Origin of the sequence: Pantoea alhagi, from assembly GCF_002101395.1 — a bacterium.
GTDB lineage: Bacteria > Pseudomonadota > Gammaproteobacteria > Enterobacterales > Enterobacteriaceae > Mixta > Mixta alhagi.
The window spans coordinates 37,481-62,971 of record NZ_CP019707.1 but is presented as its reverse complement, the minus strand read 5'-3'; the positions used below and the strand labels follow the sequence as shown (position 1 = coordinate 62,971).

Here is a 25,491-nt window from a genome sequence, read left to right as displayed (position 1 = left end):
TTGAAGAAGTCAAGAGCAAAAACTCCGCTGGCGTAGGTTCTGATTCGGTTAAACCTCCCACGAGAGAAGTTTTATCAAATAGCTGGACGGCGCGGATGCAGAACAGCTCCACGGAAAGAGGATGTTATGCGCTGTCCGACACTATAAGTAGTATGCCGGACAGCTGAGACAAAACACAGGATGTACTTTAGCCACAGACACGATGGATAAGTGCGGGGATTCGGCAGAATTAGGGTTTTACCGAATCCATACAGACTGGCATAAAATAAATAATTAATGTGATGCGTCACATTATTACTGCTGAATTACTGTGATTCGTCACGTATAATATGATCATCATTATTCAGCAGGAGTCTGTTATGAACGATACCGGCATAAAGCGGCAGCGTGGACGCCCCAGTACCGGAAATGCCCTGTCACCGGCGGAACGGGCGCGGCGCTATCGCGAAAATAAAAAGATCCGCGAGGCTGAGCATCCCAGACCTTCAAGGGCGGAGTTGCTTGCTCAACTGGAGACTGCACACAATCGTATTCGCCAGCTGGAATCACAGTTAACGTCATTCGTTGCACCAGATAACGACTCTGGAAAGCTCTGGGCAATACAGGATCGTAAGGGAAGTGCCCGCTGGCAGACCGTAAAGAAGGGGCTGGCAAAGGCTGAAGCGGAAAAGATACTCGACAAGCTGGCAGCCTCAGAGGGGACAGGGAATTACACATACCGCATGATTGAAGAATAACAGTGATGCGTCACGATAATTTATAACCAGCCATTCGGCAGAATATATGTAAATCCGAATCGGGGTGAACGGCAAAAGAAAACAGCCAAGGCAGAGGTTCCGAACAGCGGGAAAAGGCTTAAAAAACCGCCTCTAAGGGCGGTCTTTACGACTTGCTTCTCGCTGCAGATACTCAGAAAACGATAAATCCTCTTCGACTTCGTAGCCCTGATGATGGTAGAAGAGCCGTTCTGTTGCCGGATGGTAATCTGCAGCGTCAACGACAACAATCGCGCTTTTACCGCTCAGATAAAAGCGCCATGCCTGCGCCATGTCCGCATCATCATCCATATCATCAAAATATTCGGTGTCGCAGCCTCTGGTGCGCAATTCTGTTAAAAGCTGGGTTGCAAATGTGGTACGCCCGGAATGCGCTTTTCCGTACACGCATACAATAAACTCCGTAGCACCGGCTTCCTCCAGCCAGCCAGCAACCGTCCCGGCAGCGGGCGCATCAGAATTCCAGTGATAATATACTGACTCATTATTTTTCCGGCCGTGAATGAAGACGCCGTAACGCGGGCAATATGCATACTTCTGGCTCAGTGTTTCCACACTGGTGGCGGCCAGTCCGGCGGCAATCACATCTTTGAGCACGTCACCTTCTTTGATGAGGGTGTTTCTCTTTTTAATCAGGTCAATTGTCAGCGCCTCGATGCTGGCCCACTGTCCGGCGTCGATATGTTTAGTTGGCATGGTTATAAATTCCTAATAAATTAAAAAACAATTCCTAATTTATTAGATTTAGTTTGAGCGAGCAACAGAGTTTCTGTCTGCTTTGCCGTATTGCGGTTTACCGGCAGAAGCCGTAATGGTTTTTTCTTGTTCTGTTTGTCGTCGTGTCAAACGTCTATAAGTCGATTAATGCGTTTAGCGGGAGATGGTTAAAAGTTTACCGCTATCCAGCGTCGTGACGGACGATCGCTCACTGTTAAACGGGAATTGTTAGGAAAAAAATGATTTAATAAGCCCTGCTAAACAATCAGGCGAAAAAGGAGGCGGTAATATGCTTGATACGATTTATGACGGTGTGAATTTTTTCACGGCGATGGTTTTTGCAGTGCTTATATGGGCGACGTTCTGTATAGCGTCCTGGTATAACTTTTTCAGTGAGGCGCGGCGTTCTTCATGGCACAGCGGCGGCCTGTCAGATTTTATTGACCTGTTTCCTGGATGGCTGATTAACGGCGTTCTGGCAGCATGGTTCATTGCAGGTACGTTCCCGCTGCTTAACTATGTTGCAGATAAAGAACAGTTCGGCAGCGCAGTTGGACGTGCCAGGGAAATGGGCTTTTTCGACGAACGGCCCTGGTACGGTGTAGGCGTTTATCAGTTTCTGGCCGTGGTGCTAATCCTTGTGGCTAGCTACCTAATTCATCGCTATCGTGACGACTGAAATTGATATGAGTGAGACTTCCAGGCTTTTATCATGCCGCTACTGAAGCGGCATTTTTATTTCGGTAACATAGACATTTTACCGAACGGCGGCAGAACGGCGTAAAAAACCGCCTCGCAGCGGCTTATTCAACGTGATTTTGCGCTTTTTCAAAAATGATTTTTTTGTAGTTGAGATCTGCCTTTAGGCGCCGAGATTTGTATCTTACCTGTTCAAGAATGTGCAATTCGCTCGATACGCGGGGAATTCTGTTGCCGCGTTTCTTCCAGAACGTCAGGGCCTTCTGCAGCGATCATGCCATATTCATCCTGTAATACTTTCAGCTCTGATTTCAGCCGGTCAAGCTCAGATTGAGAATAAAGAAAACGGAACATAGGCCATTTGCATATATAAGATAGCTTACGTATTAATCTCTTTATTGCCAGTTGCATACCACTTCTCTTGATAAGGTTCATTCATATTTTTATCTGTTGTTTTATTAAATATTCTGTGCGGCCTGCCATGAATTTTTCGGCTTTTAAAATTTGCCCAGTATCATTGACCCGTGAGATAAATTTACTCAGCCTGTAAACGGAGGTATGTCGCATTCAATTCATCGCCTCTCTATATAACCAGCATCTTCGCATGGCTTTGAACATTCTGGCTGATTCCAGCTAACCACCATGAAATCTACGATAGCGCCAGTCAGAGTTATAATAACTCTTTTTAATATGGAGTTGTTTTCCTTTATAGCATCCTACGTAAATTAATATCTTGTCATCAGGCATAGTCCGGCAGCCTGACGGTTCCTGAACAACTCTTTACCGCTTCTGAACAGCGTGACATATTACCTCTCATCTGGAGTGCTGCGCCTGAAGTCCCCCGGCCTGAAGCCACATTTAAATGAATCATTCAGCTCACCTGTTCGTAGAGCGGCTTTTTTTAATTTCTGAAGCCTTACTTATTGCGGGCTTGATTGTGTTCTGATGAACGTATTAAAAATATCCAAATATATGCCTGGGGATTTAATAAATATCCCTAACATACTTTTGCTACCGGTATATCTTTCCAGTTCGTCGTCCAGGCCTGACTCAGCATCTCCCGTTTCATCTTCCATTCCGGGTCAAACCCTTTACCCGCAAAGCCAATACTGTAGCGACCCGACCGGTTCATGGTATCCAGCAGGTTCATCAGGGCCTCGCTGCCGGCACGCGGTGCCTCATCATCAAACAGGTTCAGCTGCGCCACGCCGTTCGGCCGCAGCTCGCTGAGCATGATGCCGGCTTTCGCATAGCGATAGCCCGGGCGCCAGATAGCGTCCAGGGACTTCACCGCCGCCTCAGTAATGTTTCGCGTGTCCTGCGTGCCGACGTGCAGTTTTACGAATGCCGTGTTGCTGTATCCGGCCTGGGGGGTGTCGAAGGGCGACGTACGGATAAAAACCGAGACGTGATGACAGAACTGGCGGTCCTCACGCAGCTTTTCCGCTACACGCTCGGCATAGGCGCAAATCGACTGACGCATCGCATCGTATTCCGTGATGCGCTCGCCAAAGCTGCGGCTGACCACTATCTGCTGCTTTGGTGGGGGCGCATCCTCCATCGGGATGCAGGATTCGCCATTGAGCTCACGTACTGTGCGCTCAAGCACCACGCCAAAGTTTTTACGGATAAGGGTAGGGGAGGTGCGCGCCAGATCGAGCGCCGTTGTCACGCCAAGCAGCTGCAGGCGCTTTTCAAGCCGGGAGCCCACGCCCCAGAGTTCCCCCACGGGCTGACGAGACAGTAGCTTTTCGGTCCGCCTCGGATTCCCCGGCGTGAGCGCCAGCACGCCGCCAAACTGCGGCCATTCCTTCCCGGCCCACTGCGCTGATTTCGCCAGCGTCTTCGTCGGGCCCAGCCCGACGAAGACGGTCAGGCCGGTGCAGGTTTTGACATGGTTGCGGATCATGCGACCAAAATCTTCATAGGGCATGGACATCTCCATACCGCGGCAGTCGCAAAAGCCTTCGTCCACCGAGTAGACTTCCAGGCGTGGCACAACCTCCTCGATACAGGACATGACCCGGGTGCTCATCGAGTGGTTTATGTGGAATAGAAAATAAAGAGTATCGTCAACGTAAATTTGCAAACTCCCGGATGGACATCCAGAACCTGGCAGAGCAGGCGAACAGGCCAGCAATGACTGTTATCATGAAAAAGGTGTACCTCAGTCGGACAGCTTTGCGAAGTACACCGCGGCTTTTTTATCTGTTCCGCTTGTATGTATCTCGTTTCAGTTCTTTCTGGAGTCGCCGAATCTCAGCCTGAGCATCTGACTGAGGTTTACTGGCAAAGAAGTCTGGCCCGTATTTTTTATTCAGGCATAGAGGCTATGGGGGGAACACCAGGGTGTGCTGAAACAGTGGGGTCAGAATTGACGTCATCAACAGCCTGTTTAACAACTTTAATTTCAGACGTTACGGGATAATTTTTACCGCTCACGGGCACCTCTCTTTAAGCCATATTAAATGACTTTTAGGTGCCTGTTAAACCCGTAGCGATTCAGTTATTATTCTTTGCCTGCTTTCAGTGCAATGTACATTAACAAGCAGGCCTGGTCCCGCATATTTATCCATCCTGACTGGCCTGGGCAATCGGAAGAGTTACGGTAAAAGTAATCAGGCTACCGGACAGCGAAACGTCCAGTTCCCCCTGATGAGCCAGAATGATGGAACGGGCAATGGAAAGCCCCAGACCAGTTCCCTCCGTGCTGTTTGTTCGTGCTTCGTCAGTTCGGTAAAAACGGTCGAAAAGCCGGCTAAGTTTCTCCTGCGTCATCGCCTGTGTGGGATTGGTCAGGCAGGCATAAGCCCGATCGGCCTCATCTCTCAGGGTTATCTGAACCTTTGCCCCCTCAGGTGAATACCTGAGGGCGTTGGTCAGCAGGTTACTGAATGCCCGGCGGAGCATCAGACAATCCCCCGTTACCCTTGCCTCCCCCTCAAGCACAAAAGATTTGTTGTCTTCGCTCGCTAGTAGTTCGTAAAAATTGATTAACTCCTCAAGCTCAGCTCGCAGTGATACCGGCTGTTTTACCAGAGCCATTAGCCCATTTTCTGATTTCGCCAGGAAAAGCATGTCGTTGCACATTCTGGCAAGGCGGCCCAGCTCTTCCAGGTTGGAGAAAAGTGTTTCCCGATAGCTGGCAGCATTGCGCTCTCGCGACAGGGCTACCTGAGTCTGCATCATCATGTTGCTGACAGGGGTGCGCAGCTCATGGGCAATATCGGAAGAGAATTCAGCAAGCCGTCGGAATGAATCTTCCAGCCTTTCCAGCATATTGTTGAACTCAGCTACGGTAGGCATCAGTTCTGCCGGCAGTTTATCAACCGGCAGTCGCTCTCCGAGATTATTTACGGTAATAGCAGAAGAGAGCCGGCTAATCTCGTTCAGCGGCCTGAGCCCGATGCGGGTGGCAACCCAGCCAAGAAATATGGAAATAAAGATCAGCGCGCCGTTGAACCACATCAGCCACATTTTAAGATGACGGATATACTCATCATGTAGACGAGTATCGCAAGCGGCGGTAATCAGCATGTCCTGCTGTCTTTCCGCTTTCTCTGCGCTGATTTTTCGAACCAACACATTATAACGCCAGCCAGCTTCTTCCACCGTCTGCATCGTGTCGAGGAGCCTGGCTTCACGGGCAAAGCGCGTCGCCGGCAGCGGAAAGTCGTATGAGGCATAGTCAATCAGGACTTTATCGTCTGAGGTTTTAACAGACAAATAGAGCCCGCTGTGACCCACCATCGCGTCGTTAAACCTTTCTGCCAGCAGAGCGGGATCGCTGCTGCCGGTATGGGCTTCATGTTCCAGCAGCTCGGTGGCCAGCTCAATTTTTCCGCTGAGCAATGAAAAGTCCTGGTCATATAAATAATTGCTCAGCGCGACAACCCGCACAACGCTTGAGAGCAGCCAGACGGACATCATCACGCAGGTAAAAATCAGGCTGAGCCTGAAGGTCAGGGACCAGTTACGCTTCACTCTTCGCGAATCTCCAGCACGTAGCCGATACCCCTCACGGTATGAATCAGCTTCGGACTATAATCATCGTCTATTTTGCTGCGAAGCCGCCGAATAGCCACATCGATAACATTGGTATCGCATTCAAAATTGATATTCCATACCAGAGAGGAGATCAGGTTTCGCGGCAGGATCTCGCCCTGGCGCTGTAGCAGTAACTCAAGCAGCACAAATTCTTTCGATGAAAGATGTATTTTTCTCCCTGAGCGGGTCACGCTGCGCCGGGGAACATCCATTACCAGGTCAGCCACTTCATACATTACGGATGACAAAACGCGGTTACGCCTGAGCAGAGTGCGAACGCGGGCCAGAAGTTCCGCAAAATCAAAAGGTTTAAGCAGGTAATCATCTGCCCCCAGATCGAGACCTTTAATTTTATCACTGACATTATCTTTCGCCGTCAAAAACAGAACGGGCTCTTCATGACGGGCCATACGCATCTGCTGCAGGATCTCCCACCCCTCCAGGGAGGGCAGCATGACATCCAGAATAATCAGGTCGTAGTGCTGCTGTAAAATATGCTCCAGGCCCTGTCGGCCATCGTTGACCAGCGTGACCTCATATCCCGCCTCTTCAAGCCCCTGCTTCAGGCAAATCCCGGTTTTCAGTTCATCCTCAACAATCAGAAGGGTGGTCATGGCATGATAATCCTGCAGCAGATTAATTTTATTCCTTCCCTGTACCGGGCGACAGTTGCCAGCATCAGGCTGGAACGGATGAATTCTTTGATAACGCTTTTGCACATCAGGTGCCCCTTTTGCATCCGCATTCTCAGCGATTTTTTTCGCTGTTGATTTTAAGCTGTTGTAGCTGTTTTACCGTCATGGGTTTTCCAATGTAATAGCCCTGGATGACGTCACACTCTAACTTTTTTAACTGCTCCAGCTGCTCTTCGGTTTCCACCCCTTCCGCAGTAACCTCCATATCATATGCTTTACCCAGGCCAATCATATTCTGTACGACCTGCATCGCCAGAGAAGAGTCGTTTACAGACATAATAAAAGACTTGTCAATTTTTATGCCATCGAAGGGATAATCGCGCAGATAATTCAGCGAAGAATAGCCGGTACCAAAATCATCAATCAGGAATTTTACGCCCAGCGATCGGATCTGATTCATCAATTTCAGTGTCTTGACGGGGTCAATCAGCATCAAACTTTCCGTTACTTCTATTTCAAGCCGTGAACTTGCAAGCCCTGACATATCAAGCGCCTTTTTAATCCGTTTAAATAGGCCCTCATCCTGAAATTCAGATGCTGATACATTTACCGATACCGACATGCCCGGCAAATTTTCAGATGTTTCCCGGCAGGCCGAGAGCAATACCCACCCGCTTATCCGACCTATCAGGCCAGTTTCTTCTGCCAGAGGTATAAACTGGTCCGGCATAATTGTCCCGAAGCGAGGATGCTCCCATCTAACCAACGCTTCAACGGCGGTGATATTGGATGACTTTACGTCATAACGTGGCTGGTATACCAGCCGCAACTGCTCTGCATCGATGGCCTCACGGAGTTCATTTTCCAGCTCCCGTCGTTGAATGATTTTCTCCGCCATCCCCTGTTGATAGAATATCCATCTGTTCCTGCCCTCATGTTTTGCCTTGTAGAGGGCAATATCTGAGTACCGCAGAAGATCGCCGGCACTCTGGGCGTCGTGCGGCGCAAGGGCAATACCCAGGCTGGCGCCGATCTGGATCTCATTACCCCCAACCTCAAATGGCCGGTTGACTTCACTTATGATGTAAGCGCATAGCTTTTCAAGTTTCTCTCTGTCAACCACATCGGGAAGGATCAGAATAAATTCATCACCACCGTGACGAGCAACAAGATCGGTATCTTTAAGGCAGGCCCGCAGACGTGCGGAGGTCTCATGCAAAACCTCATCGCCGACTGCATGTCCGTAGTGATCGTTGACGGCTTTGAACTTATCCAGATCAACCATGACCATTGCCAGCGAGCGTTCTGCTGTAGGCTGAATGCGCAGGCTGCCTTCCAGAAACTCTTTCATCCTTACGCGGTTCGCAAGGCCCGTCAGCACGTCATGATGGGATAAATAGCGTATACGCTCCTGCGCCTCCACCTCCAGAGTCACATCCGTCGCTGTTCCCCGAAAAGCCGCTCCGTTGCCGGCAGAAAAGACTTTTTTTACCGTCATATTGCAGTAGCGCTGATGGTCCTGGGCAGAAAGATAGCGGCATTTCTGCAGAGACAGAGAGATTTCAGCCGGGTTTTCGGCAAGTCCAGCCAGCTGTGCGGCGATATGCTGCTCACTGAGTAAAAACTCATGAACCGGACGGCCTATCCAGTCAGCGATGCTGAAGCCGGTTACGGCAGGGAAACGCTCCGATAGCCAGATAAAACACAGCCGGCTATCCGCTTCCCATATCCAGTCCGTCGTGCTCTCCACCACATCACGTAATCGTTGTTCATTGGCGGAAAGCGCCTGCCTGCTCTGCTCCAGCAGAAAGCTACTCTCGTCATGAAGCCGGGCTTTACGTAACGCATTTCGTGACAGCAAAAACGCCAGCAGAAAAGCGCTAAGCATTAACAGTAATAACAGAGGGCCCAGTCGGTGGAGCAGTATTCTTCCATGCTCTTCGTCTTGCCAGCCAATGATTACATTGCCGCCAGCGGCAGGAATAACTAAGCGCCCCTGTTCCGGTAAAATTTTAGCGGATGAGAACCCGAGAATACGGACATCGTGAATATCATATTCCGCGCCTAACTGTTGTAGCTCAGCTGGCGTAATCTGATTGGCGAAAACCATCACGGAAGGAGGAGCGGTGCGCGGCAGAACCGTGCTGTCTCCGCCAGGGGTCATCTCTTTTGCGGCCAGTAGCGTAAGCTGCTCCCCAGAAATAATAAAACGAGAAACCGCTTTGCCTCCTGACTGACTGAGCGCCTGCTGAATATCCGTCAGAATATTTTCCCCCAGCCACTCTTCCAGCGGCTGATAATGAAGCCGTCCATCTATCACGCTGTAATTTGTTTTGCCCGCTGCGGAAACAACAAAAACTCCTTCGTAACCAAAAGATTTATAGAGGGAATAACCAAGGTTTTGCTTTGTCCAGGCCCACTCTTTATTGATCTGTTGATGAAGAAATCTGTAGGCGTCCCCCCAGTCAGCGTATTCAGACAACTGCGTGCGCATACTTTCCTGCTGGTGAGTCAGCGCTTTCGTCAGCAGCAGGCGGCTATGCATATCATCCTGGTGGTTAAAATCTTTTGCTACATACAGCAACATAGCGAAACTTGCCAGGAACCCACCCCCCATTATGAGGAACATAATGAGCAGGGGATACTTCACAATCGCGCGAGCACGGTGATGAAGGTCTTGTTCAGCTTCGGTTACTGTATTCATGTCTTGCAATTTCTCCGATGTAATAATTATTACTCAGGTAAAGCGTTATTGGTTTTACGGGCGTAAAACCGTATTCAGAAACGTCTCAGGTAAGCCTGGCCAACCTGCCTGGAAACATATTTATCAACCCGGGAGCGCCAGTAATTCGATAACGTTCCGTTATGGCCGGACAAATAGAGATTAAAGTTAAGCATAAATGAGAGAATGCAGGCGCTGCTGAACATCCCCGTCGGTTCGCTTTACACGGTAGCGTATATCCTGCTACCGTCGCGGCATCGTTCTGGACGATAACAGCATGCTATTTAAATATACGATAAAGGCTGACTTTATCTGGGGAATTTTCAATACTCTGCCAATCACCTGTTTTATGCAGCCCACGTTAAACTGTAGTACAGAAACAACAACCAGTAATTCTGGAAGGGAAGCGATGCTTCTGCTGAAAAATCACTGGAGGTTAGGGACGCAAATCATATTAACTCTGAATAAAATTTTTGATTGATGGCCCGCACCAGAATACCGGTAGTTACCATTGCTGGCTTACTCCTGTGCCTGTAATATTCATATGCGCGGGCCATTTGCTCTTTCACCTGTTTCAGGAAAAGTAAGGATGGTCACTGATTAAAGGATGCTCTTAGCTTCAGAATAAATCAGATAACCGTTGACTATTTGCTGCCATAATCATTTAAAAGAGCTGGATTTTCATTGGTTATTATTACATTGACATAAATTCGTAATCAGCAGGATTAATAATCTTTTCCATTTTACCTATCTGCATTAAATCACTGTGAGAAATAATACTGCTGATGTTGGAGCAAGGGAAGCGCAAGTCTTTAACAACCTGCACTTTAGCAGGCATTCCTCTGTCGTCGATATCCATAATCCAGGCAAGGAAGCCCCCCGTGTATTTTGCCAGACTGCCTATTGGGTTCGAGCTGTATAACTGGATATATTCAATAAGTGCGGCTTTGTTATAGGCTTTACCGGTATCATTAATCTGACGGTAGGCATCCAGTGGCGCACGGGCCTGCATACCGTTACGCGTATGCTGTAGTTTATTGATAGCTTTAATCACCGAAAACAGCTGCACTAGCCCGGACAGTTGTTTGCCCTGCTTACCTGCGGGATAGCCAGTACCATCCAGACGCTCGTTGGCGTTTTCAATCACATCAAGGCAGACAGGGCTCGGTTCCCAGTCTGATTCACGCAATACCTTGAACAGTTCTGCCACATGGCCTCTGAGAATCGCTTTATGAGCTGGACTCATATTTATTTTAAGCGATGGCAGACTGGAACTGACCAATAAGGGTTTACCCATTGTATGTAACAGAGCGCCCAGCACGGCTTCACGTACTTCTGAAGCGGGAGAATGGCGAAGCAGCAACATATCCGCCAGTTTTCCCGCAACCTGTACAGCATGTCTGACCCATTCAGGTTTATCCCGCAACAGGGAAAGAATATAAAGAAACGTTTTTCTGTCTTGCTCTATTAGACAGAGCAGGGTATCGACACAGTCATAAAAAATATCAACCGGAAACTGGCGGCGCGATTTCATGTACATCAGTCCAATTTGGAGTTGATGTGCCACCTTCATAATATCGCGTTCCATGGGAATCTGACGAGCATGCTTCTCTTTCTCCCGAGCCTCCCGCTGTAAAATTCTCTTCTCATTGAGACCAGGAATAAATAAAGCAGACGGGTGAGTCATACTATTCCGTATTCCTAAACGGTAAGAGGCTTCTCTTTGTGCTTCATTAACGTAATGGAAAAGCGCGTGAGTTTTGGATGATGTTAAGTTAATAAACTGAAGATTTACCACTGCAAAACCCTGGTTACCGAAAGGGCGTATATGCTGGACTTTCCCTTCAGTGAAAAATGAGTCTCCGTTGGGAAATTCCAGTGTAATCCCTGGAATTTCCTGACCGGCATTGAACGCAACGCTTTCAACCAGATCAACCTCGATCGTGCATCCTTCAACCGACAACTCACGCAGTTTACCCGGGACGTTAAGTTCGTGCTGAAAGACTTCGATTCTTGCCCGGGTTTGCATGCCAAGCACAAAAGGAATACGGGCCAATTCGTTATTTACATTAGAAAAAATATTTTCCGGGAGTTGAAACTCCAGTTGATACATCATACTATCTGTTTTGTACAGCTTCGCAGGAATATTACTGAAACTACAAGTTTCCCGCCCAGTCACAGGGGAATCTTTCAGTGTCTCAATATCAAAATTCAGCCCGCCATCAGCCAGGTAGTGTTCGATATTCGTTCCGGTATACTCAACTTCTACAATCATGCGTCCGGTATCAAAACTGAGATCGATTATATCCGCCTTTAAAGTGTAAGGCATATCTTTAGTATATAATGACAATACATGCGCATGCTTTTGCAGCGAACGAATTAAAGTAATGGTAGGCGATGCATAATGAGCCATATTTTACTCCGTAAAAATAAAAGATAATGAGTTGCCTGTAATAACTACCGCCAGGGTCTGTCTGATTTTAAGTTGTTTCAGGCGCATTTAATACTTTCTCACAACAGAGCAGGCTATTGCGCTTTGCTGAGTCACTTGCAGTACTGCATTTATTTTAAATGCCTTGCATCAATAAGACATCTAGCAAGGGTACCAGTGGAAAATGTACTGGTTTTCATGGATTTCATTAAAAAAGCACAAGGAAACAACCGACTGCATAGTTGATGTTTTTATAAAAGCGATAGTTGCTGGGTAAGCCATTTTTAACCTGCTTGATTTATCTGGCTGCGTTTTACTACGCCTCCTCGCTGCGAGGACAAGACAGCGTCGTCCAGCCTGGCTATTGTTACTCATTAACTAAGAAGTTATCACGGTTTAAATCTTAAATTCATTACATTTTTGTCATGTTCTAGAGAGGGTCTTTTTATACTTCATTTTTCAGGCCTCAGGAAAAATCAGTTAGATGGTTTTAATCAAAGACATTGAATGCACCTGCAACCCTTCCGCTAAAATATTGATGCTGGTCTTTAAGTAAGCCTGTTAGAGCCGCAATAAAGATGGACTCAGTGGACCTCAGGAACCCCAGGTGATTTTTTACATCAATGCTGCTACCGACCGTTATTCTCTGATACCCATCTTTGATCAGCTTTCCCCAGCTTGCTTAAGCTTTGCAGGCTTTACGGCTATCATGTTTGCCGACTGAACCGCCTGGTGCCAGAAATCAAGCGCCAGAAATTCAAAAGCAGGATTCTGATTAAAATCAGAATGTGCAACTGAGACGTAAACCCCGCGGCGATTCATATTGCAGTCCGTTTCACCCTGATGATTTCTCTTTTAATTTAATTAGTGCATGTTCGATTTTTTCAGCATCTTGCTCCACAATAGCTTTTTCATCTGGTGTAAGAGGAACTTCTTCAAGATAACGCTTGATCGATGTTCTGCTCTCCAGTATTAGCCCATGGGCACTGTCTTTCAGCAGGTTAAAATCACAACCTATGCAAGCCATTCTGTGGGGACAAGTGCTCCAGAACGGATTCATGCACCGGGAGTCGCCAAGATCATAATAGGTGGCCGGTCCAGTGAGTGTGACGGCCTCAGGATCATGGTCAATCAGCACGCTTATCATATGAGTTACCCGATCAGCTTTAACAAACGATGCCGCCAGCTGCGTGGGCCGTATGCGAAGGTAATGCATGGTTGACTGAGGGGTAGAGTGTCCAGCCCACTGCATGAGTTCGTAAAGCGACATGTCTTGCGGCACGCTTGCCAGCGCTGTAACGGCAGATGCCCGCCCCCGGTGGCTGGTTATTGGGCCACCGCTGTCTTCAAGGGGTAAGCCTGCTCTCGCACACAAAATGGGGATAACGGTTCGGTTAATCATATATCTGCCTGCCAGCTTGCCGCGGTACTGGAAAAGATAGCGAACCTTCTCACCGGTCCGGTCATCGTTCAGTTTTGCCTGATCCCCGGGCCGCTCGTTTAACCAGTTATCAACGTATTTTTTTACTACCACGGAAACCGGTTTAACGAAGGCTTTAGACGTTTTTCCTGCAGGCACATGCAGGTAACACAGCGTTCCGGCTGGCACAGTGCTACCGTCTTCTCTGATTATGTCGTCAGACTGCGGAGTAACGCATTCGATGGTCAGCCGCAGAAGTTCGTTCTGCCGTAAGCCTGCGTACGTCCAGATAACGGCCATTGCCTGAATCATGGACAGTGGATAATGGATTTCGCTGAGAAGGTCCTCACGGCGCAGATTAAGGCTGGCCCAGATAAGTTTGAGCCAGACCGGATCATCAATCACGCGGGGATTTACACCATTTCGAAACAGCGGGGTATTGGGCGTAGAAAGATGACGGGCAGGGCTGAATTTAAGTCGCCCCCATCCCCAGTTTTCAAAATCAGTCATGAACCGCCGCAACGAGTAGATAAAATGCGAGCGCGACTGCGGCTTCATAGGCTCCCCTGAACGTCTGGAGCGCCGTTGCCCGCGGTTCGTACCCAGTGCCAGCTCATCTACTTTCATCCTTCCTGCTGCAGCGATAAAACTGGCGCATACCTCAACTGACCAGTCAGCCGGCGTTTGTACGTCAGGATGCTCCTGTGCAAGCCAAAGACCACAGCGGAGAATAAAGCTGTACTGACTTTCGCGGGATCTGGGGCGAAGCACCGAAGTTTCGCGCCAGCGCCGGCACCACATTGCCCATTCCGGACTGATATTATCGACAGGCTTCTCATGCCATTCCGTATAGTTACGCATGCGAACCGGGCTGCTGATAATTCCTAAGGCTGCCAGCCCATGGGAAATTTTACCAATATGCCTTGAGACCTGTTCATCGTTGTATTGCTGAGCCTGCCAGAGAAGCTCGGTGGTCATATCTTCCAGGCGAGGGTTATGATTGAGCAGCATCAATAGCCCCAGGGGAGAGGAAACTGCATTACGCTGGTTCTGCTGCGCATAGCCAAGTGAAATCAGCGTTTCGGTCAGAAGGTCAAGCTGGTGACTGAACACAGTGCTGCCATAAATGGAGCTTGCATAAAGTGAAAATGTCCCTTCATTAGGAAGGTGCAGGGGAGAAGTAAAGGGTCCGAGATGACAGGCAAAAGCCATCAGTAAGGGTTTTCCGGAACGACACCTCCCAAACAGGGAAATCCACCGGTCCTCCTTCCATTGCCAGCAGGGCTGTCCGGCATCAGCCATTTCAGCCAGCATCGCCATTATAACCAGGCGGGTCAGTCTGTGGCCGGTCCCGCTATTCCTGGCGATATCCATCAGTGGAGTGATTAAAGATGAAAGGGGGCCACACCTGCTGTAGTGGCGGGATCGTTTATGACTTGTACTGAGCGCTTCAGCCTCCTCAATTGTGAATCCATTGTGCAGGTCATAAGCTTCACGGCAGAAAGAGGTATATACGAATTCGTTTTCTCGCTTATCTTTCATAATCCTTCTCCGGGCTGAACATGATAGATGCTATTTTCCGGTCCGTATCCTCGACAGTAAGTGCCATTCTGGCTGCCAGATCGGATCCGGAAAGATGGATATAGATTTGCGTAGTGCGAAGGTCGCGATGGCCTGCATAGGTTGCTATTTCATGCAGCTTCCATCCTGCCCGGGCAAGATGTGTCAGACGAAGGTGACGAAAAGTGTGTGTAGACAGGCCTGTCAAATCAGCCTTATCAGCCCATTCGCGTACTGTTTTACTCCAGCTCCAGTAAGAGAGCGGAGAACCCGGGTTCCTGTCTGAAACTGAACGAAACAATGCCCCGCCGGTAAAGCCCTGCTCGCGAAGATGCCTGAGGTGTGCTGTCAGCACTGGCGTAATTGCCGGTCCATAACAGACTATTCTTTCGCGCTTACTTTTGGTGTTCTCTGCGCGGATACGGATAAGTCTGTGGGCAGGGTCGATATCCTCAACGGCTATTGCTGTCACTTCTGTCCGCCTGAGGGCACCGTAATAGGCAAGCGCAAGCATCAGCCGATCGCGTAGTGAGCAAGTCGAGACATAATTGAGGAGACCATACCACTTGCTGTCGTCGGGAATATCTGACAGTCGCGTGATTCGCTGAACCAGCCCGCGGCCAGCTGAAGGCATGCCGGGTGAGCCGGACCGTGGCAAAGGATTCAGGCTGATGACATCCATGTAAATCAGATAGTCAAACCACAGTCGTATAGCGGAAAGGCGAAGCTGCAGGGTTGCGCTTGCCACCGGCTGAGTCATGCCGGGTAGCTGAGGACGTATGTAAGCAGCGATATCTTCAAAGATCGCGTTTTCGGGTGCTAATTCGCGCAGAGCGCAGAAGAAAAAATAGTGGGAAAGCGCGGCGCAATAAGCATCAACTGTCGCCCTTGACCTGCCGAGGTCAGACAGAACTTTCAGCCAGCGTTCAGATAACAAAATGGCGTTTGTGCACAGTGGACTGGTGATCATTGCTTTCACCTTTGAAGTCAAAATTACTGTTCAAAGTTTATACAGCCTGATGTTGCATTCCACTTAACTTACTAAAGTGCATAATTGCTTGAAAAAAAATGTATTTTCTCGGGGAATTGCTGGTTTTTTATTTTAAACCACGGCTCGCCCATTTTCACATACTTCTTCGCTTCCCTGCTGCGGGCAATCACGCAGCCGTCATTATTCGACAGGATGGCCACTGGTGCATTTTTCAGGTCAGGCCGGAAGACCTTCTCTGCACTGGCGTAAAAGCTGTTCACGTCAATTAACCCGAACATGTCAGTTTCTCCTGCGCGCGGTATGAACGAAATGCACAACGACGCCGAAAATTTCCAGCGTATCCGGATCAGGAATGATAACGGGGTAGGCGGGGTTCATGGGCTGGAGTACGGGACCCTTCGGGGAAAGCAGCAGCCGCTTTACCATGAATTCGCCGTAAAGCTCCGCGATGACAATGTCGCCGTGCTCTGGTCTGAGGGAACGATCTGACAATAAGCAGGTCGCCGTCATAAAGGCCGATGTCCTGCATGCTGTTGCCCTGCGCGCGCGGGAAGAAGGTGCTTGCCCGGTGGGCTATAAGATATTCGTTCAGATCGAGCTCCTGTTCCGCATAGTCCTGGCAGGGAGAGGGAAACCCGCAGGGTACACGTTCCAGGAAAAGAGGCCTGAAGCTGGGCGGCGGATTGTCCGCCGGGTGCATCAACTCAAAGGCGTTAAACATAGCAAAAGTCCCTGTTAAAGCGCTGTATGTATTTACAGTAGTATTAACTGGCTTTCAGGGCTGTGCAAGACACAGTGAATCACACCTGCATGGCAAAAAAAGAAGATCATTGATTTATAAAGTTTTACAGCGAAACGGCAGGTTATTTATTGACCAGTGCTTTTCAGGCGTCAGCGGGCAGGGGCTGCAGCTGTTTATCCACAGCTTTATGCGCCGGATGTGCAGCGTAGATGTGGATAAGGGCCCCCTCCGGCTCCCCTGTCGGGTCGTCAGCCCTACTCAGCTAACCGGCAGAGCCGGTAAGCTTCGCCGGACCGCCGGGGACGCGTTCCGGGCCTGTCGGCTGGGGTCTGAGGGCCGAAAGCAGAAAGCGTGCTGGCACTCCTCTGAAAACGCCGGCGCAGGGTTTTTAAGCGAAACCCGTTGTGTATGATCACTGTTCGTTTTCAGGGAGCTGTCGCATAAGGAATTTGTTCTGAAACTCTGTCACCCCGCTTTTCTCATTTCCGTCTGCCTGCATCCGCGGCGCGTGCGCCGGCACGGTGACGGCTGAACAGCAGCCGGCCAAAACCGCAGAAAAAACACAGACCAAAACACAGACACGGCAGGGCAAAGCAGGGGCTGCAGCCAGCCCCAGGGCTGGCGCGAACCGCGACGGCCAGAGTCCGCCGTCGCTCTGAGGCGCAACGCCGTTTCGCTGCCGCTCAGCCGCCGTTGCTGCTGCATCGTGCTGTGCTTTTCCTACGCCGTTCACCGGTTTAAGTCCTTTCGCCGGGGCTGAGACAAGCACAGGCGCCGTGGTCGTCCAGGGTGAAATGAACGCCGTGAAAATTTTTTTCCGGCCACTTCGTTAGACCAGAAATAAATTTCCCCGTCGCCCCGGACGCCTGCCGTCACCCGCGCTGGTTTACGCCCTCGCGGCGAAGGATCTCAAACGGGTGAAGTGAATACCGGAGGAAAAAACCAGCCGATTTCCACAAAACGTCAACACCGCGGCTCCCGAAACTCAACGGGTGACGTGGTTAAAAACCAACTGCATGAGGAGAAATGTTATGGCTTCACGGGGCGTCAACAAGGTCATTCTGGTCGGCAATCTGGGGCAGGACCCCGAGGTGCGCTACATGCCGAACGGCGGTGCGGTCGCGAACATCACGCTGGCCACCTCTGAATCCTGGCGCGACAAGCAGACCGGGGAAACCAGAGAAAAAACGGAATGGCATCGCGTGGTGCTGTTCGGAAAGCTGGCTGAAGTGGCCGGTGAGTTTCTGCGTAAAGGCGCTCAGGTGTACATCGAGGGCGCGCTGCAGACACGGAAATGGCAGGACCAGAGTGGGCAGGAGCGCCACACCACGGAAGTGGTGGTCAACGTCGGCGGCACCATGCAGATGCTGGGCGGGCGCGGCGGCGGCACTGGCGCACAGACCGGACAGCAATTCAGCGGCCAGCCTCAGCAGCCGCCGGCAGCGTCAGGTAATGGTGGCAAAGGTGGCAAAGGTAGCCGGGGCGGACGCGGTGCGGCACAGCCGCAGCCTGACCCCCAGGCACCGCCGCAGGGCAACCAGCCGCCGGCAGATTTTGACGATGACATCCCGTTCTGAATGACACTGCGCCGCTGACCTGCGGCTGCAGGGCAGGCGCACTACCGGAGAATACCATGACCAGTCACACACCATTACTTCCGAACGGACCCTTTACCCGGGAGCAGGCAGAGGCCGTTGCCCGCACATACAGCAACGTCACGATTGAAGACGATCAGGGCACGCACTTTCGTCTGGTCGTACGCAGCAGAGGGGGAAATATGCTCTGGCAGGCATTCAATTTTGAGCCGGAGGCCGGGTTCTGGCTCGGACTTTATATCGAGCTGAACGGCACAAGAACGCATTAAGAAGGTGCCCTGAACGGAGCGGTAACTCCGCGCAGGGCGTGACAATCAAATTATGAGGAATCCGATATGTCAGCTATCCAGTCTAAAGAAAAAATCCGTAACGGCAAGACCCACGCGTACTACGGCCGCAGGTCGGTCGGTTTCCGCAGCTGCAGCGGCAGTGAGATGACGCGCGATGAGAGCGTGACGCTGCAACGGCTGTACGCCTTTTCGCCGGGCGATTTTGAGGCCTACAGCGCACGCGGCGAGGAGTTCCGCCGCCGGCTGTGCGGCGCGGTGCTCCATGCCTTACCGCTCAGTGACAGCTGGCTCACTGACTGCGAGTGCCGGGAGGAGTGGGGCGGGGTGTTCCCGGTTCACCTGCGCCTGACGCACCGGAAAAACCGTCACGTCACGCTCGATATCCTGAGCCCGGGCAACGAGTCTCCGTTCTGGCACGGACTTATCTGGATAAATCCCGATCACACCGGGCTGTACGTATTGAACACCGAACGGTTTGAGCCGGAAACCATCGGCCGGGTGCTGACGCGCATAGAGAAAATGGTGTCAGCGGGTATCACGCCGGCGGAAATCGTGGCGGTGCTGGGCAGAAAAGGGGGATGCGTATGAATACAGTAATGATGACACCATTAATGGTTCCACCTGTTTACCCGCAGCCGCAAAAACGTTGCCATCTGTACGACGTGGCGCGATGTCCTGTACATACGTTCGCGCCGGTTGTGAATTCAGGTAAAGCTGATAACGGTGATGTCAGCCCCGCGCCGACGCTCCCGGCGCCAGGTCTGTCTGACACAGTCCTGCGGCCCGGAGAAGCGACGCCCGGGCGTTCTGCGCTGGCCCTGCTGCGTCAGGCAGAGGCGCAGGAGAGGCTAATCTGCGAGGCAGAAACGGCGCTGGCCAGGCAGACAGTCAGCACATACCGGAGATGGTTTTCATGCTGGCGCCGCCGTGGCGTACGGGTTAACGATCTGCTTGATATGACGTGGGTCTGGCGCCAGCGCGCATGGTGATGCTGTTTTTTTAAACAGGAACTACGGTGATGTGACGTCAGGAATGATTTTATGGTCAGCCGGCACGACGTCACATCATTTTAGCTTTGCTGCGACGTTCATGACTTCTGCTGAGCTAACCGCTCAGCAGATTGCTCATAAGGCAGTGAAAACATCCAGTTCTCCCCTGAAGAGCGGTAAACCTGCGGATGAACACCCGCATGAGGATCAATCAGGTAGTTGATTACCCATATTTAAAGATTTCCTGCAGATGGTCGATGAACAGTGATTTGATTCTGAGGAAAATTATGAAAAATAAGGCATTGCTTACCCTGGTATTACTGTCAGGCCTGCTGCTGAGTGGATGTTCAAAGCATTCTACCGACATGTTTTTTAAATATGCGACCTTCACGTTCTTCGATACGTACAAAACAGAGGTGCTTTACTGGCAATTCAAGGACGGCGTCAGGGTCACGGATAAATGGAATCCCGCTCATTTCCCTGTGCAAGTTGCTGATAATAAAAGCTATGTTCGCTTCAGAATTGATATGGGGGGGATCTATGTTGGGCTGCCTACCATTAATACCGACAATATTGAAAAGGATACTGTGCCCTTCAGGGATTTTCTCAACTGGGCGGCGCAACCATATGAAAAGAGAGAAAAAACGAAACGAGCCCTTTCAGAAAGCAAACGATATGCTGAACTGGATTTTCGGGTTGAGAATGAGACTGGTACAAATACTCCTTTGCTGATTATTACACGGAAAACAGGATATTTCGTTTCTGATTTAGTAATAGCGATGCGGCCCGTTGATGTTTATTACGTAATAGCATGGGCTAATATGGTGAAGGAAGCAAAAGATAAGGGAACAGAACTGTAATAGTAGTTCCTGAGGCCTGTAGCTCGTAAAAGCTGATACGGGCGTAACAGTGTTATCGCCACCCGTATTCGTGTTGCAGCAAGGGCACGTAAATCAGCAGCCGAGCGGGAATGGGTCGTCAGCCCTACTTGCTGATAGCATTATTGAGCGCCCATAGCAGCAGTGAGGGTATGAATGTCATTACCACCATTAATGCTTTGGTGACAGTGAACGAGAGTAAGTGACAGTAAGCCGCCTTCGGGTGGCTTTTTTATTTGCTGCAGGTCTATTTGCGTAATCATATGAAAGGATTAGGTGCTTTATGTGCCTTCAGGGCTTCCTCTACATCATTGAAGTAGATTTTTAGTATGTGTGTCATTGCCTGAAGAGATCCAGCTTTAAAGTTAACCTGCTTATTATCTTGAACTAATACCGTAGAATAAGTGCGCATCAGCTCCACTAGCTCAGGGATGGTCTTATCATCATTTAAGACGAAACGCGCATCGTTGTGTGCACAAGCATTACGCAACTTAGTTACTTTCCTCACTGACGGGTAATGCTTTGAAGTTTTCATGCCTATGATCTTCCTGGCATACAAATCACAACGTTCAAAACCACTACCTTTAAGATCGGACAGCTTAACTGGCGCGTTGTGAATCCTTGCAAAACCATTACACAGCTTCTCAAAATCATGTTCAAGCATGCCGTACAATGTCAAAAAGACAGAGCGACGTATAATGCTGGGATAGTACGATGTAAACATTTCATCTAAATCAACAGAGCCGCTATCTAACCCCATATAGTACTCAACTACATGATAAAGATTATCTTCAGCATCGATTTCATGCTTTTCAATTTCGGGGCCTTCGGTACGGTATTGGCTTATGTTAGCTGCGATAGAGGCATCAGTTTGCGCATTTAGAGAGGCAATAATCTCAAACGTAAGACTTACGTCATAGTGTGAAAATTGTAACGGAAGGTTCTGTAACCCTTCAAAATTAATCATCCCATAATTCCTATATACGTTGTTCTGTTCATGGAGATCGGGTTGTGTATCCTACCAGCGCTGCTTTAATCGTGGCAAACCATACGTATTAACCTACTCCCTATTCAACCGTGATTTTAGCAATGTCCGCTTCTGGCACAAAGTGGACTAAGCTGAAGGTGCGCTATGAGCGAGAAGCGAACATAGTTTAAAAATTACGTACATCTTTTCTGTTTTGCTCATTGGTTTAGACAGAAAATAATCATTTTAAGGCCCGTAATAGGATAATTAATCAGCATGTCCCATTCTTCTGACTGAATCGCCACGGATAATCTAGACACTTCTGAGCCGTTGATAATACTGATTTTCATATTCCGTCGGTGGCATCTGATCACTCGACCCATGTCGACGCTTACTGTTATAAAACATTTCGATGTAATCAAAAATATCGCTGCGGGCTTCTTCCCGCGTTCCGTAAATCTTTTTCTTTATCCGCTCGCGTTTCAGTAACTGGAAAAAGCTTTCTGCAACCGCATTATCGTGACAGTTACCACGACGGCTCATACTCCCCTCCAGTCCGTGTGATTTCAGGAACGACTGCCACTCATGGCTTGTGTACTGACTCCCTTGATCAGAATGAACCAGCACCTGTTTTTGGGGATTACGCCGCCATACAGCCATCAGCAGTGCGTTCAGAACAATATCCTTTGTCATCCAGGGTTGCATTGACCAGCCAATAACTTTGCGCGAGAACAGGTCAACAACTACGGCCAGATACAGCCACCCTTCGTGAGTTCGGATGTAAGTTATGTCCGTTACCCAACGTTCATTCGGTGCTTCCGGGTTGAACTGACGCTGGAGTCTGTTGGGTGCCACGATACTGGCTTCACCTTTATGCGCTCGTGGGCTTCGATACCCGACCTGAGCCTTTATCCCGGCACGCTTCATCAGCCGCCAGACCCGGTTAATCCCGCACTGTTGCCCGCTATCTTTCAGGTCGAGATGGATCTTGCGATAGCCATAAACGCAACCGGACTCCAGCCAGAACTGTTTGATTTGTCCTGTCAGCCTGAGATCCGCCTGATGCTGTGGTGAATGCGGCTGCTGAAGCCAGGCGTAAAACCCACTCGGATGAACATTCAGCACCCGACAGAGCAGACGAACAGGCCAGCAACAGGTGTTGTCACGGATAAAGGCGTACCTCAGTCGGACAGCTTTGCGAAGTACGCCGCGGCTTTTTTTAATATGTCCCGTTCGTCAGTAACCCGCTTCAGCTCCTTCTGGAGTCGGCGGATCTCAGCCTGAGCATCTGACTGTTCTTTGTTGGTGGAAGAGTCCGGTCCGTACTTCTTTATCCAGGCATAAAGACTGTGGGTAGTGATATCGAGACGTGTTGCAACACTGGAAACAGAATGACCACGATCAACAACCTGTTTTACCGCTTCAATTTTAAACTCTTCGGGATAACGTTTACCGCTCATGAGCACCTCTCTTTTAAGTCATCTTAAATGACTCCGGGGTGTCTGTTAAACCTGTGGCGATTCAACAGGTCGTTCCGGGTCAACCTCGCAAACGACAGAAGGCGGTCAGAGCGGAAACGACAACTCTCAGACCCTTTCTGCACGCGAATCGCAGGACTTCAGTCAGGGTATGGACGTGCTGCGTAACTACAGCACGACCTATAATGGTCAGCACGTTGATAACAATGCGTCAGGCCTGATGAACCAAATTTCTTCAGGTATCACTACCTCTGACAGCAAATATGCGCAGTATACTGCCAGCCAGTCACATACGCATGAACTGCAGAAAATGGCCTCTGAGACTGAAACGCTCAGTGCAGGCGCACGTGATAACTACACGCAGCAGTTTGTGCAGTGGGCAATGCAGCGTTCGCCGGGCAATGCAGAAACCATCCTTACCAATACGTCTGACGAAAACGTCCAGAAGCAGCGTGACGGCCTGGTTCAGGAGTTCTTTGCTGAGAAGTTGCAGGGCCGCATTGACGGAGACTATGCGCGCAATTCAGGAAGCACGGGTGACGGCATGAGCGCACCGACGAATGCAGCAGGCGCGCAGTTCGGCGGCGCATATAACAGTGCAAATCAGAGCATTGAAGCGGGCGTGGCCAGAAACAACATTCGTACAGATGTAAGCAATGAGGTTGATGCTCAGCAGGGGATGGTCAAGAATAGAGCAAACGCTGCACAGCAGGAGCTTGATAAAGGCAAGAGCGAAACTGACAGCGCAATTGCATCTCGTATGGGGGAGTTTACGGTGAGTTCAAATGAATATGCCCGGAATAAAGAGGCTGCTGATGAGCATTTAAAGGCTAGGCCAAGTGTGACATCGGAAGATTATAAAGATTATCTAAAAGATGTCCCTCAAGCGAACAAGGATAAAAAATGAAAATGACATATGGTGAAGTTAAGAAGGATGCCGGACATATTATTGAGGCTATGGCCTCATCAAATCGTGAAGTGCCATCTTTCTTTCATCCTTTAAAAAGGATATCTATGCACTTATTTTTATTTTTATTTTTTTGCGGCGTCGATTACGCTCTTTTTGATAACCATAAAGATGGTGCGACAGCTACATGGTTGTTTTCTTTCGGTTTCGGGGTTGTTAACTGGATATTCCTGCTGGCTTTCTTCTACGGATATGAAAATATATTCATAATGCTTAGTGATGCAAGAGTTTCGGAATTGAAGCTTGTCAAACTGATAAGGAGAAAGGTTAAGATGTATGGTAGCGCGTGGTTTATTCTAATTGCGTTATTAGGCTTAATGTCTATGTTTGATAAGTTAAATATAGATATTCTTGTGTTCGGTAATTTTCTCACCTCTCTTCTTTTGCTTTTTATATTTAGCGTTGATATGTCGCGTTATCAAATTTCAGCACTCATTGGAGCTGTAAGTGCATCTGTAAAAAAAATTAACCTTTAACCTTTAACCTTTAATCTAGCGAAAATGCACCTTTTGTATTGGGTGCATTAAAATGTTGAGGCGAAAATGCTAATTCATCTGACCCCCTCTTTCTTTCTTAACTACTCAAATATCTCTGTTGATTTAATTGATATCGAAATTCCTCAGCTGGGTCTGCACCTTCAGGCTGAAAGAGATATTACTGTTCGGTTCCCGTCACCAAATAAGCGCCTGCATTATGTCTGTCGTAAAAAAGGCCGTAAGGCCATTCACGGCATTCTGCTGAATACGGACAATTACGTGACGGATATTACCGTGATTACCCGCTGGTTTGTGCAGGGCGATGTGTCTTTGCACCGGGTGCATATGCATATCGTGGGTGCAGACGATGCGGCAACGGACGTCATTCATCTCTGGAGTGGCGTCCGGAATACGCCGTTCCGGGATAAGGCTCCCGACCTCACGAAAAACTGGATACCCGCATCCTGTCAGCCCCGCCTGACTGTGAATGCCGGCGACAGGCCATCTGTACGTGAACCGGCTATCTGGCGTCGCGCCGACCCGGCCGGGATTATCCGGCAGCAGACGGAATTCTATACTGCCGCGACCGTGGAGCCTGAACGGCTGCTTTCACCCTCCCGCAGCAACAACCGCCTGCCGGCGCTGGAAGACGCCTTTGACTGCAAAGTACGCGACTACGCGGACACGCTGCGTGTTCTGTACGCCTACCCGGGCGTGACCGTCTGTCCCGTTACTGAGCATGAGGAACTTATTGAAAGCGACCTGAAAGAAACCGGGGAGTTCGATGCGTTTACGTCGACCATCCAGCCTGTATTGCAGGAAGTACGCGCGGTATGCCCGGTATGCCCGGTGTTTTTTACCAACACCACTAACCTGATGAACAACATCCGCCGGTTTTCCACGCATTTTCGTGCGCTGACTGACCCCGAAAAACAGTTTGTCGAGTACCAGATTAACCAGCCGCTGTTTCAGGTTTCAGACCACTGAGACCGCCCGCCGCACAGCCTGACGCGCCCTGCGTCTGGCGGAGGAGGCGGAATATCACGTCAGCCCAGCCGGGCACGTTCACACCGTAACTAAACCCGCGCAGTCATCTGCCTGGCTTTCGCCT

19 protein-coding genes and 4 pseudogenes are annotated in these 25,491 nt (G+C 49.7%); 9 read left to right on the top strand and 14 right to left on the bottom strand.

Annotated elements, in window-relative coordinates; translation table 11 throughout:
* Positions 1–359 precede the first annotated feature (359 nt).
* Positions 360–737: a hypothetical protein gene (locus B1H58_RS20455; protein ID WP_085072430.1), complete on the top strand. Its 378-nt coding sequence runs from the start codon at positions 360–362 to the stop codon at positions 735–737.
* Between the two features lie 132 nt (positions 738–869).
* On the opposite strand, the gene B1H58_RS20450 is transcribed toward B1H58_RS20455, so the two are convergent.
* Positions 870–1,472: a P-loop NTPase family protein gene (locus tag B1H58_RS20450; RefSeq protein ID WP_085072429.1), complete on the bottom strand. Its 603-nt coding sequence runs from the start codon at positions 1,470–1,472 to the stop codon at positions 870–872.
* Between the two features lie 310 nt (positions 1,473–1,782).
* Here B1H58_RS20450 and B1H58_RS20445 point away from each other — a divergent pair, with 310 nt between their 5' ends.
* On the top strand, positions 1,783–2,172 hold the full coding sequence (locus tag B1H58_RS20445) for a hypothetical protein (protein WP_085072428.1): 390 nt from the start codon (positions 1,783–1,785) through the stop codon (positions 2,170–2,172).
* 212 nt (positions 2,173–2,384) lie between these two features.
* Here B1H58_RS20445 and B1H58_RS20785 read toward each other — a convergent pair whose 3' ends face one another.
* From B1H58_RS20785 to umuD, 11 genes and pseudogenes are all read right to left on the bottom strand, one after another.
* Complete coding sequence (locus tag B1H58_RS20785; protein ID WP_157130262.1) at positions 2,385–2,603, bottom strand: hypothetical protein; 219 nt, start codon at positions 2,601–2,603, stop codon at positions 2,385–2,387.
* 586 nt (positions 2,604–3,189) lie between these two features.
* Positions 3,190–4,245: pseudogene (gene umuC, locus B1H58_RS20440) on the bottom strand (translesion error-prone DNA polymerase V subunit UmuC); the annotation flags it as partial.
* Between the two features lie 38 nt (positions 4,246–4,283).
* Positions 4,284–4,640 (bottom strand): annotated as a pseudogene (locus tag B1H58_RS21145) (IS3 family transposase); the annotation flags it as partial.
* 120 nt (positions 4,641–4,760) lie between these two features.
* A complete protein-coding gene (locus B1H58_RS20435) occupies positions 4,761–6,176 on the bottom strand; it encodes a heavy metal sensor histidine kinase (RefSeq protein ID WP_085072426.1) in 1,416 nt (471 codons plus the stop codon).
* Complete coding sequence (locus B1H58_RS20430; protein WP_085072438.1) at positions 6,173–6,853, bottom strand: heavy metal response regulator transcription factor; 681 nt, start codon at positions 6,851–6,853, stop codon at positions 6,173–6,175. The genes B1H58_RS20435 and B1H58_RS20430 overlap by 4 nt, the downstream gene beginning before the upstream one ends.
* Before the next feature lie 133 nt (positions 6,854–6,986).
* Positions 6,987–9,578 carry a bifunctional diguanylate cyclase/phosphodiesterase gene (locus tag B1H58_RS20425; protein WP_237172511.1) on the bottom strand — a complete coding sequence of 864 codons (2,592 nt, stop codon included), beginning with the start codon at positions 9,576–9,578 and terminating at the stop codon, positions 6,987–6,989.
* A 712-nt stretch (positions 9,579–10,290) separates the two neighbouring features.
* Positions 10,291–12,009 carry an HD domain-containing phosphohydrolase gene (locus B1H58_RS20420; protein WP_085072425.1) on the bottom strand — a complete coding sequence of 573 codons (1,719 nt, stop codon included), beginning with the start codon at positions 12,007–12,009 and terminating at the stop codon, positions 10,291–10,293.
* 853 nt (positions 12,010–12,862) lie between these two features.
* On the bottom strand, positions 12,863–14,989 hold the full coding sequence (locus tag B1H58_RS20415) for a tyrosine-type recombinase/integrase (protein WP_085072424.1): 2,127 nt from the start codon (positions 14,987–14,989) through the stop codon (positions 12,863–12,865).
* Positions 14,979–15,974 carry a tyrosine-type recombinase/integrase gene (locus B1H58_RS20410; protein ID WP_085072436.1) on the bottom strand — a complete coding sequence of 332 codons (996 nt, stop codon included), beginning with the start codon at positions 15,972–15,974 and terminating at the stop codon, positions 14,979–14,981. Before B1H58_RS20410 ends, B1H58_RS20415 begins: the two co-directional genes overlap by 11 nt.
* Before the next feature lie 77 nt (positions 15,975–16,051).
* Positions 16,052–16,276: pseudogene (locus B1H58_RS20405) on the bottom strand (Y-family DNA polymerase); the annotation flags it as partial.
* A 1-nt stretch (position 16,277) separates the two neighbouring features.
* A pseudogene (gene umuD / locus B1H58_RS20400) lies at positions 16,278–16,719 on the bottom strand (translesion error-prone DNA polymerase V autoproteolytic subunit).
* Between the two features lie 1,052 nt (positions 16,720–17,771).
* Here umuD and B1H58_RS20390 point away from each other — a divergent pair.
* The 4 genes from B1H58_RS20390 to B1H58_RS20370 all read left to right on the top strand — a co-directional run bounded on the left by B1H58_RS20390 (position 17,772) and on the right by B1H58_RS20370 (position 20,474).
* Positions 17,772–18,317, top strand: a complete 546-nt coding sequence (locus B1H58_RS20390) for a single-stranded DNA-binding protein (protein WP_085072421.1) — start codon at positions 17,772–17,774, stop codon at positions 18,315–18,317.
* A gap of 56 nt (positions 18,318–18,373) precedes the next feature.
* Positions 18,374–18,604 (top strand): DUF905 domain-containing protein, encoded by a 231-nt coding sequence (locus tag B1H58_RS20385; RefSeq protein ID WP_085072420.1) that lies wholly within the window; start codon positions 18,374–18,376, stop codon positions 18,602–18,604.
* A 66-nt stretch (positions 18,605–18,670) separates the two neighbouring features.
* Positions 18,671–19,213, top strand: coding sequence for a conjugation system SOS inhibitor PsiB family protein (locus B1H58_RS20380; protein WP_085072419.1), 543 nt, complete (start codon positions 18,671–18,673; stop codon positions 19,211–19,213).
* 688 nt (positions 19,214–19,901) lie between these two features.
* Complete coding sequence (locus B1H58_RS20370; protein ID WP_157130259.1) at positions 19,902–20,474, top strand: hypothetical protein; 573 nt, start codon at positions 19,902–19,904, stop codon at positions 20,472–20,474.
* 277 nt (positions 20,475–20,751) lie between these two features.
* Here the strand turns inward: B1H58_RS20370 and B1H58_RS20365 are convergent, their stop codons facing one another.
* Entirely contained in the window at positions 20,752–21,459 is a 708-nt protein-coding gene (locus B1H58_RS20365; RefSeq protein WP_085072416.1) for a hypothetical protein, read from the bottom strand.
* Positions 21,460–21,771: 312 nt separating this feature from the next.
* Positions 21,772–22,919 (bottom strand): IS3 family transposase gene (locus B1H58_RS20360; RefSeq protein ID WP_157130216.1). Its coding sequence is split into 2 segments (ribosomal slippage): positions 21,772–22,682 and positions 22,682–22,919, totalling 1,149 coding nucleotides; the frame shifts between segments, so codons are not numbered across the junction.
* Positions 22,920–23,088: 169 nt separating this feature from the next.
* On the opposite strand from B1H58_RS20360, the gene B1H58_RS20355 reads away from it, so the two are divergent.
* The 3 genes from B1H58_RS20355 (at position 23,089) to B1H58_RS20345 (ending at position 25,367) form a co-directional block, all read left to right on the top strand.
* Positions 23,089–23,844 carry a hypothetical protein gene (locus tag B1H58_RS20355; protein WP_085072415.1) on the top strand — a complete coding sequence of 252 codons (756 nt, stop codon included), beginning with the start codon at positions 23,089–23,091 and terminating at the stop codon, positions 23,842–23,844.
* The gene (locus tag B1H58_RS20350; protein WP_085072414.1) at positions 23,841–24,380 is read left to right on the top strand and encodes a hypothetical protein; all 540 of its coding nucleotides are present in this window, start codon (positions 23,841–23,843) and stop codon (positions 24,378–24,380) included. The genes B1H58_RS20355 and B1H58_RS20350 overlap by 4 nt, the downstream gene beginning before the upstream one ends.
* Positions 24,381–24,446: 66 nt before the next feature.
* Positions 24,447–25,367, top strand: coding sequence for a DUF6012 family protein (locus B1H58_RS20345; RefSeq protein ID WP_085072413.1), 921 nt, complete (start codon positions 24,447–24,449; stop codon positions 25,365–25,367).
* Positions 25,368–25,491: the final 124 nt, after the last annotated feature.